Origin of the sequence: Psychrobacter sp. APC 3279 (assembly GCF_030407795.1) — a bacterium.
Classification (GTDB): domain Bacteria; phylum Pseudomonadota; class Gammaproteobacteria; order Pseudomonadales; family Moraxellaceae; genus Psychrobacter.
In genome coordinates, this window is sequence record NZ_JASDCR010000011.1 from 121468 (window position 1) to 136597 (window position 15130).

Annotated in this window: 12 protein-coding genes and 1 pseudogene; 11 read left to right on the forward strand and 2 right to left on the reverse strand. The window is 40.8% G+C overall.

The annotated features are described in order from the left end of the window. Window positions 1-310: 310 nt before the first annotated feature. The 9 genes from ssb (at window position 311) to QL898_RS07805 (ending at window position 10798) form a co-directional block, all read left to right on the forward strand. Window positions 311-934 (forward strand): single-stranded DNA-binding protein, encoded by a 624-nt coding sequence (gene ssb / locus QL898_RS07765; RefSeq protein ID WP_101204383.1) that lies wholly within the window; start codon window positions 311-313, stop codon window positions 932-934. Between the two features lie 1033 nt (window positions 935-1967). Then, window positions 1968-2291: an H-NS histone family protein gene (locus QL898_RS07770; RefSeq protein ID WP_101204384.1), complete on the forward strand. Its 324-nt coding sequence runs from the start codon at window positions 1968-1970 to the stop codon at window positions 2289-2291. A 229-nt stretch (window positions 2292-2520) separates the two neighbouring features. Then, window positions 2521-3348: a type II secretion system protein N gene (gspN, locus tag QL898_RS07775; RefSeq protein WP_290176393.1), complete on the forward strand. Its 828-nt coding sequence runs from the start codon at window positions 2521-2523 to the stop codon at window positions 3346-3348. Next, window positions 3349-4254: a type II secretion system protein N gene (locus tag QL898_RS07780; protein WP_290176394.1), complete on the forward strand. Its 906-nt coding sequence runs from the start codon at window positions 3349-3351 to the stop codon at window positions 4252-4254. A gap of 77 nt (window positions 4255-4331) precedes the next feature. Then, window positions 4332-6575: a type II secretion system secretin GspD gene (gene gspD, locus QL898_RS07785; RefSeq protein WP_290176395.1), complete on the forward strand. Its 2244-nt coding sequence runs from the start codon at window positions 4332-4334 to the stop codon at window positions 6573-6575. A gap of 204 nt (window positions 6576-6779) precedes the next feature. Continuing rightward, entirely contained in the window at window positions 6780-6953 is a 174-nt protein-coding gene (locus QL898_RS07790; protein ID WP_201548154.1) for a hypothetical protein, read from the forward strand. A gap of 94 nt (window positions 6954-7047) precedes the next feature. Next, window positions 7048-8004, forward strand: a complete 957-nt coding sequence (locus QL898_RS07795; protein ID WP_201548155.1) for a TatD family hydrolase — start codon at window positions 7048-7050, stop codon at window positions 8002-8004. A 100-nt stretch (window positions 8005-8104) separates the two neighbouring features. Beyond that, window positions 8105-8965 (forward strand): tRNA threonylcarbamoyladenosine dehydratase, encoded by an 861-nt coding sequence (locus tag QL898_RS07800; protein ID WP_290176396.1) that lies wholly within the window; start codon window positions 8105-8107, stop codon window positions 8963-8965. Window positions 8966-8995: 30 nt separating this feature from the next. Next, window positions 8996-10798 carry a GAF domain-containing hybrid sensor histidine kinase/response regulator gene (locus tag QL898_RS07805; RefSeq protein ID WP_290176397.1) on the forward strand — a complete coding sequence of 601 codons (1803 nt, stop codon included), beginning with the start codon at window positions 8996-8998 and terminating at the stop codon, window positions 10796-10798. A gap of 158 nt (window positions 10799-10956) precedes the next feature. Here QL898_RS07805 and efp read toward each other — a convergent pair whose 3' ends face one another. Next, window positions 10957-11529, reverse strand: coding sequence for an elongation factor P (gene efp, locus QL898_RS07810; protein ID WP_057761310.1), 573 nt, complete (start codon window positions 11527-11529; stop codon window positions 10957-10959). A gap of 160 nt (window positions 11530-11689) precedes the next feature. Between efp and epmB the strand changes: the two genes are divergently transcribed. Beyond that, a complete protein-coding gene (epmB, locus tag QL898_RS07815; protein ID WP_290176398.1) occupies window positions 11690-12697 on the forward strand; it encodes an EF-P beta-lysylation protein EpmB in 1008 nt (335 codons plus the stop codon). 368 nt (window positions 12698-13065) lie between these two features. Next, window positions 13066-14823: a hypothetical protein gene (locus tag QL898_RS07820; RefSeq protein ID WP_290176399.1), complete on the forward strand. Its 1758-nt coding sequence runs from the start codon at window positions 13066-13068 to the stop codon at window positions 14821-14823. 197 nt (window positions 14824-15020) lie between these two features. On the opposite strand, the pseudogene QL898_RS07825 reads toward QL898_RS07820, so the two are convergent. Further along, a pseudogene (locus QL898_RS07825) lies at window positions 15021-15130 on the reverse strand (IS1595 family transposase); the annotation flags it as partial.

Consider the following 15130-nt stretch of genomic DNA (forward strand, 5'->3'; position numbering starts at 1 on the left):
TAAATCATTTGATAATAAGTAAGGTGCTATGCAATATCGATAAAGGTGAAAGGTGTTCTTCAGAGTCTTAAAATGGCAAAATAGCAGCATATTTATCTATTACCTGTTATTTATTGGACTCTACAATATCGACTAGTATATCAAGATAGAGTATCTAAGCGACATAGACTGACGTGCACCATAAGTAGCCTATAGATATTTCGATAAAAATTGGTTAAAGTAAAATTATATAATTGATAGTATCAAATGATGCTATCAGATAACGATTAAAACAGTTTATTAAATTATTCATAAGTAAAAGGACGGTATCATGCGCGGAGTCAATAAAGTTATCATCATCGGTAACCTCGGAGCAGATCCTGAGGCACGCCAATTCAGCAATGGCGGTAGCGTAACCAATATCTCGGTTGCGACATCAGAGCAGTGGACAGACAAACAAAGCGGCGAAAAAAGAGAAGCGACAGAGTGGCATCGTATCGCACTTTTTAACCGTCTAGGTGAAATCGCAGCGCAATACCTGCGTAAAGGCAGCAAAGTCTATATCGAAGGTAGTTTGCGCACACGTAAATACCAAGACCAAAGTGGTCAAGACCGTTATATTACTGAGATTCGTGCTGAACAAATGCAGATGCTCGATGGTCAAACTGGCGGCGGTCAGGGTGGAGATAGCTTTGGTGGTCAGAACCAAGGTCAGAGTGGCGGCTATAATAATCAAGGTGGCCAAAACAACCAGAATAACTTTGGTCAGCAAGCAAATAACCAGATGGCACATCAAGGCGGCTATAACCAACCAGCGGCTCAAGGTGGTCAGAACAGTTTTAACAATCAAGCGCCTGCTCAGCAAAACCAGTTCAATCAGCCAGCACAGAAACCTGCACAATCTAAGCCTACAGCAATGCCAGACGGCCCTGTAGATGATGATATTCCGTTCTGAGGAATACCTTAGACTTTAATGTAAAAAAGCCCTGCAACTGCAGGGCTTTTTTAATGCTTGCTATAGTTGATTCAGTTTAAAAGAGATATAAGGCAACTGAGTGCAGATGTAACTGTGATACTTCAAGCGAGGTTAACGCTGTAGCTCTTTTATAGAGGATTAACTATATCCAAAAATATAATTCAGTTGATACTTTTTAACGTAGCTAAACTAATTTTTTATTGAATAATTTTTAATTTATTTAATATGCTCTTAATACCTAAACGATTAAACTTAAGTTTATTTGGCATTGGTTTAATACTATTGGTTTTCACATTAGCTAGTATGCCTACTACCTTCTATACTCTATATTGACCGTTTGTACCAAAAAATAATTATGATTAGTGACGTTTGGTTTTAAAAATTGCTATACTAACTTTATATGGCGTATAGTTAATATATATTGATCGTCTCTAAATAAAATAAATTTCGATGATAATGACCAAAGTTTTACTTGTTTCTTATTAATAAATCGAAAGCTATTTGGATAATAGATCTTTATATGAAATGGTTACCTTTTTCAGAAAGTACCATAGGAATGACATAGCAAGTTACAGAGCTAATGCAAAACTATCTCCAAGATTAGCAGTACTTGAGAGTATAGTGTATTGACTTACTACTCTATTATTTTAACAGTAGATTTTTGTCGAAATATTATTGTGAAATTCTAGCAGTAGTTAAAGCACTAGAATTTTTTTTATCATTAGAAAATGCTTTCAAAGCTATAATAGCAATATATAAAGGATGATGACTTGTGTGTTTAGATTTATCTAAAACTAATTTTATTTAAAATGGATACAATGATCATCTGTTGCTATGTATCTTCTATTTATAATAGATTGTTCGAGTTGTTATTAGAAATTAAATACTCTTTAGAATTAATTATATTTTATACATAGATTTAATGGCCAATGAACGATCTGTTCTCCGCATATTTTCACAAAAAACAATACCTCAATAGAGGCCAAACTCTTATTTTATAGTTGGATTTATTATGAGCAAAAATAACGCAATTGATTTAGAAAATTTGAACGTAGATGAGTTACGTGCTATCACTGAAAACGCTCAACAACTTATCGCCAAAAAACAACATCAACGTTTGTATGATGCCTATATGCAGTTCGAGCAGATTGCAGAAGATAGCAATGCAACGATTGAAGAGATACTGAAAGCTGGTGAAAAATTAGAGAAAAAACGCAGTATTAAATATCGTAATACTGATGACCATAGTGAAACTTGGACTGGCCGTGGCCGTAAGCCAACATGGTTGGTTGAAGCGCTAGCAGCAGGTCGTGATATCGAAGATTTTGCTATTTAATTAGCTGTTTTCTTATAAAATGCCTTTCTGTGAACCAGTTTGAAGTTGCTATTTATAATGGAGTATTTACAACCATTTAGCGATAGCTATAGCTGTTTTCTGGAAAATAAAAGCCAGTATCTTTTTGCCAAAATAATGGCAGTAAAGATACTGGCTTTTTTTCTGTCATCTATATGCCATTGTTTGTTATGATAATGACGTTTTTGTCTTATATAAGAGTTGTACGACTGTGGCCCAAGTATCTGAGTTTTCTCATAAACGTCCTCGTAAGCTCTGGTGGCTGGTTGGGTTTGTGTTGTTTGCGCTATTTGCCGTTTTGCAAATGCCAGCAGCATGGTTACTTGAGAAATACGCGCCAGATACGCCTTATGTCCAGCATGTATCCGGCAATGTATGGCAAGGCGCTGCTATTTGGCAGTTGCCTATGTCATCGACGTCGCTTACAGGTATGGCAGAATGGTCATGGCAGCCTTGGCAGTTACTCATAGGTAAGCTAGGTGCGGACGTCAATATTCACTCATCACAGACACGTCTGAATGGGCAAGTTAAACTTGGGTTAAACTCATGGCAAGTTGACAACATGAGTGGGAAAATTGTACCTGAGACGTTAGCGGGGATGGTCAACTGGCAGCTGCCAAATACCCCTATTCAGGTAAATAATGTATCGCTAACACGCCAGTCTGATAAAAGTGACGCATCTAGTAGTGAGCCTGCTAAAGACGCTGGCGGATTTAGTGCAGCGGATGGTCAATTGACTTGGGTTGGCGGTGAGGTAGGCTATCCTAGTGGTGGCAAAGTTTTTTATATTACGATGCCTGCTCTAAGAGCCGAGCTTAGTACAGAGCAAAAAAACAATAGAGATTTGCTGCATATTAATTTACTGAACAATCAAGATAAGCGTTTGGGAGATCTGTATCTCGACAGCGATAATATGCTTGATGTCAGTTTGACGCAGCGCTTGTTAGAGAATATGCCTGAGTACAAAGGACAAGCCCCTCAAGATACACCAGTTGTCAGTGTGCGCCAGCCACTGCTAACTGGTCTGGGGGCGAACTAAATGCTTAATATCACTACAAGCCTAAAACCTGTTATCAATACTCTCAATCGCTTTTCAGGTTGGCTATTATTGTTAGCCATTGCTTGGCTATGCTGGACAGCCGCCCGCCTTTTATGGCTATTGCTAGCAGCGCCTTTAGCACCTGCATTGCCTTTAGCAACTCTACAGAATAGTGCGAAATCCACCAATGATTATAGTGGCTTGTTTGCAATCTTTGCTGATCCCGATCCTGTTACCGCAGCCGTGCAACCACCTCCCAATATTGAGCTCAAAGGCGTACTACTAGCCATACCTGAGAGCATGTCTTCCGCCTTATTGAATGTCAATGGCGAAGTCAAAAATTACCGCATCGGTGATGGGCTAAAGGACAGCGATTATACGCTCGTGGCTGTTGACTGGAATTCAGTCATTATCGCTGATGTTAACGATAAAGAAACCGTCATTAAAATGCCAGAGGCGATGCCATTAGACCAAAGTGATATGCTAGCAAGCGGAATAAGTAACCAGCGTTTGCCAAACAATAGCATGTTGCCTACAGCGCCCCAGCCAGTACAAAGCGCTGTTCCTGAGGCAGAGGGGACAACTGGCGCAGACACTTCAAAAAGTCCACAGTCGGCTATCGAAGAAGCGGTTACGGCCTTGCAAGAAAACCCTGCCAGTTATCTAAGTAGGATGGGGGTGATGGCATCAGGTGAAAGCTATCAAGTCACAGCGGCGATGCCTGCTGGCCTACGTAATCGTTTAGGGCTAGAGCCAGGCGATAAGGTACTGACCGTCAACGGACAAAGTGTAGGTAATAACCCTGCGCAAGATGCTGGTGTACTTCAGCAAGTACAGCAAGCAGGTGAAGCGCAGATAGAGGTTCAACGCGGTGAGCAAGTTATTACGATTCGCCAGCAGTTCTAGCAAGGTAGGTTTTTAACAAAATTGCTCCTTAAAAATTCAGCACATAGTAAGCAATATCACTGTAGGTAATCATCAATATGGTAAGTTTTCAGAATTTTTCAGCCACGCCTTTGTACTGTAGCCTGCAGCGTTTGATGCGCCTGTGTCGTCCACTTTGTCTGGCAATGCCATTATGGGCTGCTGGTGTTGGTCTTGCCAATGCTGAGAGCTGGAAAGTCAATTTGCAAGACGCTGATATCAAAGCATTTATCAATGAGGTCGCGACCATTACAGATCAAAACTTTGTACTTGATCCACGTATCAATGGTAATGTCACAGTCATCTCTAACAAAGCCTTGTCCCGTGATGAGATCTATCAGCTATTTCTGAGCGTGATGCAAGTGAATGGTATTGCCGCGATTGAATCGGGAACGACGACAAAACTGGTGCCAGATAATATTGCTAAGCAATCTGGCGTGGCAGTTGATTTACGCGGTGATAGTGTTGGCGAGTCGCTCGCTACTCGAGTTATTTATTTGACCAACACCCAAGCTGCAGAAGTATTAGGGGTTATTCGCCCATTGATGCCGCAGTCGGCTCACGCGGCCGCTGTACCTGGTGTCAATGCGCTAGTATTGTCCGATCGAGCAGACAGCCTTAATCAACTGACAGCCCTTATCCGTGATTTAGACAGCAATGTAAATGACAGTTTGCAAGTGATACCACTACGCCACGTCGATGCCGAACGTATGATGGAGTTGATTAGCGCCTTAGTCTCAAGTGCCGGTAGTGGACAAGCACAAGGTGGCAACAATCAGCTAAAGGTGATTGCTGATACGTCGAGCGATAGACTGCTAGTCAAAGGTAGTCCTGAAATGATTGCTAAAGTCCAAGAAATGGTCAATCAATTGGATACTACGCCGACCAGACGTTTAAGTGGTCTACGTGTTTTTCGATTAAAGTACGCTAGTGCTGGTCATATCGCCGATATGTTGCGCGGCTTACTTGCTAATCAATCTATCAACAGTGCTGGTGCGACCTCGACACTAGAATCAGCCTCACTAAATGATGCAAGCAGCACAGGCGCCGCAATTAATAATGCAGCCAGCGATAACCTTGGTAGTAGTGCGGCTGCTGTTTCGACTAGCAGCACAAGTGGAACAAGCACAGGAGTAGGCGGTCGTCCGTTTAGTATTATCGCTGATGAAACTCAAAACGCCGTTATTGTCAACGCCGCACCTGAGCTAATGTTCGAGATTGAAGATGCAGTCAACCAATTAGACAGTCGCCGCGCACAAGTATTAATTCAAGCGGCTATTGTTGAAGTGTCAGGCGATGATGCCACCCAGCTAGGTGTTCAATGGGCGCTAGGTAATGCCAACAATGGCTATGGAGTAGTCAACTTTAACAATGTGGGGGCCAGCGCTACGACACTTGCGGCGGCGGCCTTAGCAGGGACAAGTACGGCAGGTATTAGCGCTGCTGCCAGCTCTATTGCTGGTGCATTGATAGGTATTGGAGACAGTCGTAAAGACAGTCAGGGCAATACAGAGTTTTATGGCGCTATTTTACAGGCGCTTGACTCATCTACCAGCGCCAACTTGCTGTCCATGCCATCGATTTTGACATTGGATAATGAAAAAGCCAGTATCTTGGTTGGTCAAAACGTACCTTTTGTCACGGGGTCTTTTACCACCAGTGGTAATAATTCAAACAACCCATTTCAGACAATTGATCGTCAAGACATTGGTATTAATCTGAATGTCATTCCTCATATCGGTGACAATGGCACCGTACGATTAGAGGTATCGCAAGAAGTCTCGTCAGTCGTACCAGGTAGTACGGGTAATGCCAGTGGTTTGATTACCAATAAAAGCCTTATTAATACGACTATTCTAGCGGATGATCAGCAGACGATTGCCTTGGGCGGCCTGATGCGTGACAACACCACCACACGTCAACAGAAGGTTCCTGGACTGGGCAATGTTCCTGTTATCGGTAGACTCTTTCGTTCTGACAACGATAGCACCCAAAAGAGCAATTTGATTATCTTTTTACAGCCGACTATTTTACGTGATGGCGGCGCGGTAGCGAGTGTAACTGAACGCAAATTCAATCAAATGCGAGTGTTGCAGTTGGTCATTGATAAAAACGGTACAATTAAGCAATTACCATTGAGCGGCACTGAAGGTTGGAATGGTAATGTCAGTGCAGATTACGAACTTATGCCGCTTAATCCCCTTATCCCTAAACGTGATCAAGCGCCGAAATCTACCTCGCAAGGTTTTACGAGAGTAGATAGTCCTAATAGTGGTATCACGACTTATCCTCTCAATCGTTAAAATATTAGCCGTATATATAATGGTTAATATGATTTAACTGACATAAATTAATGTACGATGTGATAGACGATAGTTACATCGTACATTAGCTTGCGTATTCATAACACAGATAAACATAGCCGCTTTTATATTTAAGTATATTGGTTACTAATAGAATAATGAGTTACGTATCATATTTTTCACTATAGTAAATCAGAAACTAAGATGACAGATTATAAGAATACAAAAAAGTGGTTTTTACTGAGTGTGGCTGCAACTGCGCTATTGCTCATCCCTAGGCGCAGTAGTCGAAAGGACAGTACGAAGATAGTAAGTAACCATGATACCGTATCTGAGAGCAGTATTAATGATGCTCGTGAGAATGCAATTAGTAAATAGAAGCTAGTAATTAAAAAGTAGAAGATTAAAAATGCGTCTATAGCAATCTATCATTTAATTCTATGTGTTTAAAAGTCAGTTGTGGAGTTTATTAATGTGTGGCAACGAATCAGTGACCATTGCTGAGAGAACAGATGCTAGAGAAGTTTTAAAAAATGTCTATCCTCTTATAGATACGCATACACATTTTGATGCTCCAGTGTTCGACAATGATCGCAGACAACAGGTAGAGCAGGCTTATAGTCAAGGTGTCCGTCACTTAGTGCTAGTAGGTTATCTATATCAGTATTTTGATCGAATGTACGATACTCAAGATTTCATCAATGAACTGTCACAGTCGTCTGTGACAAAGGTGAATAGTAAAAATAAGTGCGATGTTGCAGCCCATATCGCGCTAGGTTTACATCCTTTTTATATTGAGCAGCATACCGATGATCATCTAATACAACTTGAGCAAATAGTGATGGAGCAACTTCCATTGGCCATTGGTGAGATTGGGTTAGATACCTTTACCGATGCAATGAAGCAGCCTGATGTATTTGCTAAACAAAAAAGGTTCTTTGCGGCGCAGTTGGATATAGCAGTGGCTCATAGTCTGCCAGTGATGCTGCATATTCGTAAGGCACATGCTGAAGCGCTCGCAATATTAAAAGCGCATAAATACGATGCTCATAAATTAGGCGGTATTGCCCATAGCTTTAGTGGTGGTGAACAAGAAGCCAAGGCTTTTGTAAAATTGGGGTTTAAGCTGGGTGTTACGGGTCAGATTACCAATCCGAATGCCAAAAAACTGCGCCGTGCTATTCAAGTAGCAGTTGAGAGTCATGGCATCGAATGCTTGGTTGTTGAAACGGATTGTCCAGATATGACACCTATTATGTGTCAGATAACGGATGATACTGATTCACATAATAGAAATGTACCAGCCAATCTGCCATGGGTATTGGCAAGCTTGAGTGAGCTATTAGAAATACCGCATGATAAACTTGCTAAGCAATTGTGGCAAAATAGCTGTGATGCTATGAAAGTAGACTGGGCTCATTCAATGTAACTGTGCTACTTATAAGAAAAGCATAGCGGTAATTAGAAGCTAAAAAGTACTAGCCAAATAAATGTCAACCAAAATGTTTGAAAAGAGAATTTGATCTGTTATGAGTGAAACGCGACAATTTGAACAACCAAAATCCGTCGAAGACAGTCTTGCACAAGACGAATCGCGCCAACAAGATGAGCAGTACGATCGTCGTTTTCAAGGTACACGGACACTATATGGTACCTCTGCGGTTGATACTTTTTCGGCAGCTCATGTCTATATTATTGGTGTAGGAGGGGTTGGCTCTTGGGCAGCGGAGGCGTTGGCTCGGACAGCGGTGGGAACGATTACGTTGATTGATTTGGATGTATTGGTTGCGTCTAATGTCAATCGCCAACTGCCTGCACTAGACAGCACGTTTGGACAAAGTAAAATTGAAGCAATGGCAACTCGTATTAGAGAAATTAATCCCACAGTAACGTTGAATTTAGTCGATGACTTTTTGACAGTAGATAACGTCACCACACTCCTACCAAGTCGTGAAGCAGTCAGATCTGCCACTGCTCAGGGTAGACCGTTTGTTATTTTAGATTGTGTAGACGATATGAATGCTAAATTAGCAATTGCTTTACACTGTCGTTTTAATAAACTAAAGTTGGTCTGTGCGGGCGGTGCAGGTGGTAAGATAGATCCAAGTCAGATTAGAGTAAGTGATTTGCGTGACTGTTATCAAGACCCGCTACTAGCAAAGTTACGCAACAAGTTACGCCATGAGAAAGGTATCAATACTGCTTTAAAAGAAAAATTTGGTATCAAATGTGTCTATTCGACAGAGCCACCGATTGTAGATAAAAGCTGTCAAACAGGCGGTCTGCAGTGCGGTGGTTATGGCTCAGCAGTGGTCGTTACGTCAGTGGTGGCGATGATTATGGTGAGTGAAGCATTACAATTATTGATAAGACAGACGAGTCGTAACTAATACGTCTGATATTATTTAATGGAGTTTACCTTGTCTATATCTAACTCACCTCAGCAGAGCTACCCTGTCGCGGTAGATGAAATAGAGCGTATCAATAAGCTAAGAAAGTATCAGGTACTTAATGAAGATGAGGAGCCTGCGTTTGAGCGGCTTGTTGCACTCGTAAAGCTGTTTTTTGATGTGCCTGTAGTCACGATCACTTTTATGGATGAGGAAACCCAATATTTAAAGCCAGCCTGTAAATTCGATAGTCAAGATGAGGCTGTCAGCAAAGGACCACGTAACACTGCTTTTTGTAATTATACAATACTGTCTGATGATGTACTAATAGTGTTAGACACCTTTAAGGATAGTCGTTTTAGCCAAAGCCCAATGGTCACAGGTTCTCCGTATTTACGATTTTATGTTGGTGCACCTATTATCTTGACTGAAGACAACAAACGGTACCGTCTAGGCACCTTATGTCTTATGGATACTGAGCCACATCAGAGTTTTAGCAGTCAACAAGAAAAGATATTGGCGCAGTTTGCAATGATGGCCGCAGATGCGCTGAAATTACAAGATAAACAACGTGATGCTAAGCGTGCTAATGAGATGAAATCGAGCTTTTTGGCCAATATGAGTCATGAGATTCGTACACCGATGAATGGTATTATCGGTATGGTAGAAATGTTAGGCGATACCGAACTTACTGATGAACAGCGAGAATATGTTGATAACATCAAAGTATCTAATGAGCATTTAATGGTCATTATTAATGGTATTTTGGACTTATCGAAAGTTGAGTCTGGAAAAATGACGATTGATTCTATTCCATTGAATTTATCTAGTTTATGTAATGAGGTCGTCAGTTTATTTGCTATAAAGGCACGTCAAAGAGGCGTAACCTTAGATTATCATTATACTGAAACGCTATCACCCTACGTAAACGGCGATCCTGTACGTCTAAAGCAGATCATTGCAAACTTGGTCAATAACGCGATTAAGTTCACGCGTGAAGGTGGGCAAGTAAGTATCGATGTTAAACATATGGACAACTGCTATTGCCCAGATAACATCGATGAGAAATTTGTGAGTACGAGTAAACAAAAAGCAGTCAGCAAAACAGAAGGCGATAAAACTGGTCAGAACATGACTTTGTGCATAGAAGTGAAAGATACGGGTGTTGGTATCAAAGAAGAGTCGTTAGAGGCGATATTTGACGCTTATGACCAAGCAAATAAGTTTACCCATCGTATTTATGGTGGTACTGGACTTGGACTGTCTGTTTGTAAGTCTTTAGTCGATTTGATGGGTGGTCACATTCATGTAAATAGTGAAGTAGGGGTTGGTACGACATTTAGTGTCTTATTACCGTTAACTACTATTGATGAAAACAAGTATGAGACATGGCAAGACTCCAATGACACGACCATGATTGAACCTACGCATGAGCGGTCTGGCCATATCTTGTTGGTCGAAGATGATGCTGTCAATGCGATCATAGCCAAAAAATCATTAACCAGTAGTGGTCATACCGTCACTCATGTTACAGATGGCCAGCAAGCAATTGAGGCTTTTGCTTTATTCCCTGACCGTTATGATGTGATATTGATGGATCATCATATGCCGATTATGGACGGTGTACAGGCAACTATTAAATTGCATGAACTATATGATCCTCAAGCGTTGCCGCCTATTATTGCCCTGACTGCCAATGCAATGGACGGCGAGCGTGAAAAATATCTGAAAGTTGGTATGCAGGATTATTGCACCAAACCTTTTAAGCAAGAGCAGTTGAATGCCTTAGTACAGTATTGGCTGATACAGAAGCAATCATTGGAAGAAGAGTGATTTGCTAGATATTAGTATTAGCGCCATTGATTAGTATTTTAATGTAACTATGATTAACAAATACAAAAAAAGCTTAACCGTCTATATGGTGGTTAAGCTTTTTTATTGATGATAGAGGTATCAGTAAATATCAACTACCAGTCATGTTTAGAGCGATATTAGTTCACGCGAGTTTGGTAGTCGCCAGTACGCGTATCGACACGTACCACTTCACCTTGTTGCACAAATAATGGTACACGTACAACGGCACCTGTCTCTAATTTAGCAGGTTTGCCACCACCGCCTGAAGTATCACCGCGTACGCCAGGATCTGTTTCTGTGATTTCTAACTCAACGAAGTTAGGCGGCGTGACTGACAGAGGAGCACCATTAAACAACGTAATGGTACATAGAGCATTGCTGTTTTCTTTTAACCACTTGATTGAGTCACTCATTGCGTTTTTGTCCGCTTGAATCTGCTCAAAGCTCTCAGGATGCATAAAATGCCAAAACTCGCCATCGTTGTATAGATAGTTCATTTCAGTATCCATCACATCAGCAGCTTCTAAGCTGTCACCTGATTTGAAAGTTTGTTCCAGTACTTTGCCACTACGAAGATTGCGCAACTTAACACGGTTAAAGGCTTGACCTTTACCAGGCTTGACAAACTCGTTTTCAAGAATGGCACAAGGGTTGCCATCAAGCATCACTTTTAGACCAGCTTTAAATTCATTAGTAGAAAAACTTGCCACAAGAAACTCCTAGGGGTTGTAAATATAATAGTAAGACATAGGGCTGACTGTACCAAAATTTTCTGTTATGCCAAGTATTTACGGATTAACGAGGATACTTTGATAGGCTAGACACTAAGGGCGTATAATATCGGATTTTGGGCACAGGTAATAGGCTGTCATGATAAACCATTTAATCACACAAAAAAACTGGCAAACGCAATTATCGGAAGCTATTACATCTGTTGATGAGCTATTGAGTATCCTAAAGCTTGAATCAATGCGTGCAGAAGTTTACGTACCTAAGCATTTTGAACTGCGTGTGCCGCGTGGCTTTGTGGCAAAAATGGCTATTGGCGACCGTAATGATCCTCTGCTTAAACAAGTGTTGCCAGATCAGCAAGAGCAGATTAACGTCACAGGCTACGTAGCAGATCCGCTAAGCGAAAACACTCAAAATCCTGTAAAAGGTTTGCTCCATAAGTATCAATCAAGAGTGTTGTTAACGATTACGGGTGCGTGCGCTATTCACTGCCGTTACTGCTTTCGCCAGCATTTTGACTATAGTGCCAATATGCCGACTGCTGATGCAAAAGAAAATATCATCAACTATATTAATGCAAATCCTGAGGTAAATGAGGTAATTTTGAGTGGTGGTGATCCACTAAATGTGACTAATAGACGATTGTTTTTATGGTTAGATACTTTGGAGTCTCTTCCGCAGATTACTACCATTCGGCTGCATACGCGTTTGCCATTGGTGATACCCGCACGCTTGGACGCTGCATTGCTAGAGAGGTTATCTCAAAGTCGCTGCCATATTGTCATGGTCATTCACTGTAATCATGCCAATGAGATAGATGGACCAACCGCTGAGTATTTACAACGTGCTAGAGCTGCTGGAGTCACGCTATTAAACCAAGCCGTGTTGTTAAAAGGTGTCAACGATACTCTTGACGGGCAAGTGAAGCTTAGTCAGCGTTTGTTTGCTTGTGGCGTGCTACCATATTATTTACATGTGTTGGACAAGGTGGTTGGTGCGGCGCATTTTGATAGTAGTGAGCAAGCAGCGATTGAGCTTTATTGGTCATTGTTAGCATCATTGCCAGGTTATCTTGTTCCTAAGTTGGTCAGAGAGTTACCGAGTAGACCTTTTAAAGTACCGATTGATATTTACAGCAATAGCTAATGTAGGGCACTATGTCAATTTAAGATAATTAGTAAACAAAGAGCGGCTTTTAAAAAAGATGCGGATAGTATCTTTAAAAACTAAAATCTAGTATTTATACTTTTCTATAAGTACAAATAGATATATGATTGGAGCAGAATATAGATTGTCAATATACCAGCTAATTAAAAAGTATATAACGCTAGTTACAAGACTCTGCCAGTATGTAGGTATTGTCAGAACGTCCTGCTAGATTTGGGCTCACAATAAATAGATATCATCACTTTTCTATAGTCGAGCTTCACAAACATTTTTTATGCCATACAGGTATTTGTACTGCTGCATATTACTGATTGCCTCAGAGTGACTAATAGAGAGTAAAGATACTGATGATAACGTTATCAATGTTTCAAGAGCATTTAGATTCTACAGAGCCATTACCTCCGCTATCTAATCGCTCAGTAAATGGTCAAGAGCGTTACTTGTTAAAAATGTTGGCAACGCTACCTACGCTCAGCCAAGAGCAGCAAACAGAACATTTAGAGAGTCTACTGACAGTATTACGTGAATCCAATATGGATGAACAACAGCGTCTTAAATTAATGGCAACAGTCGTTGATGCCTCAGACCGACTGATTGCAGCTTTTAGGCAGCACTATATCTATGAGACAGGCGCGTTTAGTCAGGATCAGATGTCTTATATCGCTCAAATGCAATCGCTACATTATTTAATTATTATGGTTTATGACAAAGTCATACGTCGTGAGACGCAGTTGTCACAAGCCTCCTTAAACCAATTTTCTGGTAAAGGTTGGCAGCGTTTTTTTTGTGCTGAGACTAAACCTGATAACACGCTTGCTATTGCGATTTATCAATCACTATTAAGGTATCAAAAACTATTAGCAGAAGAAACACTGTGCTATCGAAAGCCATCAGCTTACCTGTGGTCTAAAGTCAATCAGTTGTATTATCTGGCTCATCAGAGAAAAGTGACTGATATTGATTTGAACCTACATACCGTCACGAATCAAACACACAGTATCCATCAGCTATATTGCCAAATCTGTTTGCATCACTTGTTAAATTTGCGTGCTATGAGGCGCCCGAATATCTTACTGGTACAGCGTCTATTGCCTGAATGGGCTAAGCACATGGTCGCGACAATGGAACCTGCCACCGAGACAAAGGTTTTTGTTGATCTTCATAGTAGTAATCCACCAAGCTATCTAACCGTCAACTCTCATATCAACCCATATGAAGATCGTCATGATTGTCTATTTATAGAACTGACACCGATAGTTGAATATTTTGAGTCCCGTAAAAAAGATTTTATCGAAGAAGGTGGTACAGTAGAATATAGTCTGATTAATGCTATTTCGATGACCATCAGCTATCGCTATTTGCAGCCACCACTTACCTTACCAACCAAATATACTAGCAAGCAGCAGGCAAAGTTAATCACTAATTTTAATGATATACACTACCATGTAGGCCATTCAAAAACTTTCGCCAATCTAATCGCTATCAAACATCTACGAGAAGAAGATAGGCCTTTATACGATACATTTGACAGCGAGCGTGGCCGCAGTAATGTCATAAATATTGAAAAATTTGACGACCATGACAGTTCTTCAGCATATCGTACACTGCATTTATTGCCAAAAGCTGCTGATCTCAGTAAGAATGTTGCCGACAAAAACATTCTCAATAAAGAAGGGCTTAACGTAGAACAAACTGACTCTGACGTTTCTCTAACAGCACCGCAGCCCTTACACATAATGAGTCTAATTTTAGTCTATGGCTCTGAAAGTACAGAACAACCTAATTGGTCAATAGGGGTGGTACGCTGGTTCAATGTCGATACTAAAAATCCAGAAATGGAATGGCAAATACTCGGGCATAAAATTGTGGCATGTGGATTACGTTTGGAAGGCAGTAAAACGCGAAGTCATCATTTTGTACCAGCATTTATTCTCGGTAAAGATGAACAGCTACAGACGACTGGCACGCTAATCGTACCACCTTCGTACTTTCAAGTTGATGATAGAGTCGTCATGCGTATTGGTAATAAACAAACCACTCTGCGATTAGGACGCAGGCTGATGATGACTGATAAGTTTAGTCAGTATGAGGTAGTGCAGTTATAGCGCTTAGGGATGCTTAGATGTTACAAGTATTTCAGGCCATAACGAAGAATTTATACAGATTGTCGCCAGTAATATAGTAGGCGACAAAGGGCATAAGTTAATCTGCAGTTGGTCTAATTATTGTCTATAATGATAAATATTGTTACTCTGACTTCTATGGTATCTATAACAATAAAATAAGGGGCTGTCCTAGATAACTAGTTCAAACCCTGTTTAACCCATTGTTTTAATTGTAGTAATTGCGACTTTGGGTCACTGTGATTAAAACGCCACTCACATTCCTTTAAATAGAGGTGAAAATGTTCTT

Coding starts and splice junctions, on each gene's coding strand:
- gspD (WP_290176395.1), top strand. CDS start 4,332: ATGGTAAGTTTTCAGAATTTTTCAGCCACGCCTTTGTACTGTAGCCTG.
- ssb (WP_101204383.1), top strand. CDS start 311: ATGCGCGGAGTCAATAAAGTTATCATCATCGGTAACCTCGGAGCAGAT.
- epmB (WP_290176398.1), top strand. CDS start 11,690: ATGATAAACCATTTAATCACACAAAAAAACTGGCAAACGCAATTATCG.
- QL898_RS07780 (WP_290176394.1), top strand. CDS start 3,349: ATGCTTAATATCACTACAAGCCTAAAACCTGTTATCAATACTCTCAAT.
- QL898_RS07770 (WP_101204384.1), top strand. CDS start 1,968: ATGAGCAAAAATAACGCAATTGATTTAGAAAATTTGAACGTAGATGAG.
- QL898_RS07790 (WP_201548154.1), top strand. CDS start 6,780: ATGACAGATTATAAGAATACAAAAAAGTGGTTTTTACTGAGTGTGGCT.
- QL898_RS07820 (WP_290176399.1), top strand. CDS start 13,066: ATGATAACGTTATCAATGTTTCAAGAGCATTTAGATTCTACAGAGCCA.
- QL898_RS07800 (WP_290176396.1), top strand. CDS start 8,105: ATGAGTGAAACGCGACAATTTGAACAACCAAAATCCGTCGAAGACAGT.
- QL898_RS07795 (WP_201548155.1), top strand. CDS start 7,048: ATGTGTGGCAACGAATCAGTGACCATTGCTGAGAGAACAGATGCTAGA.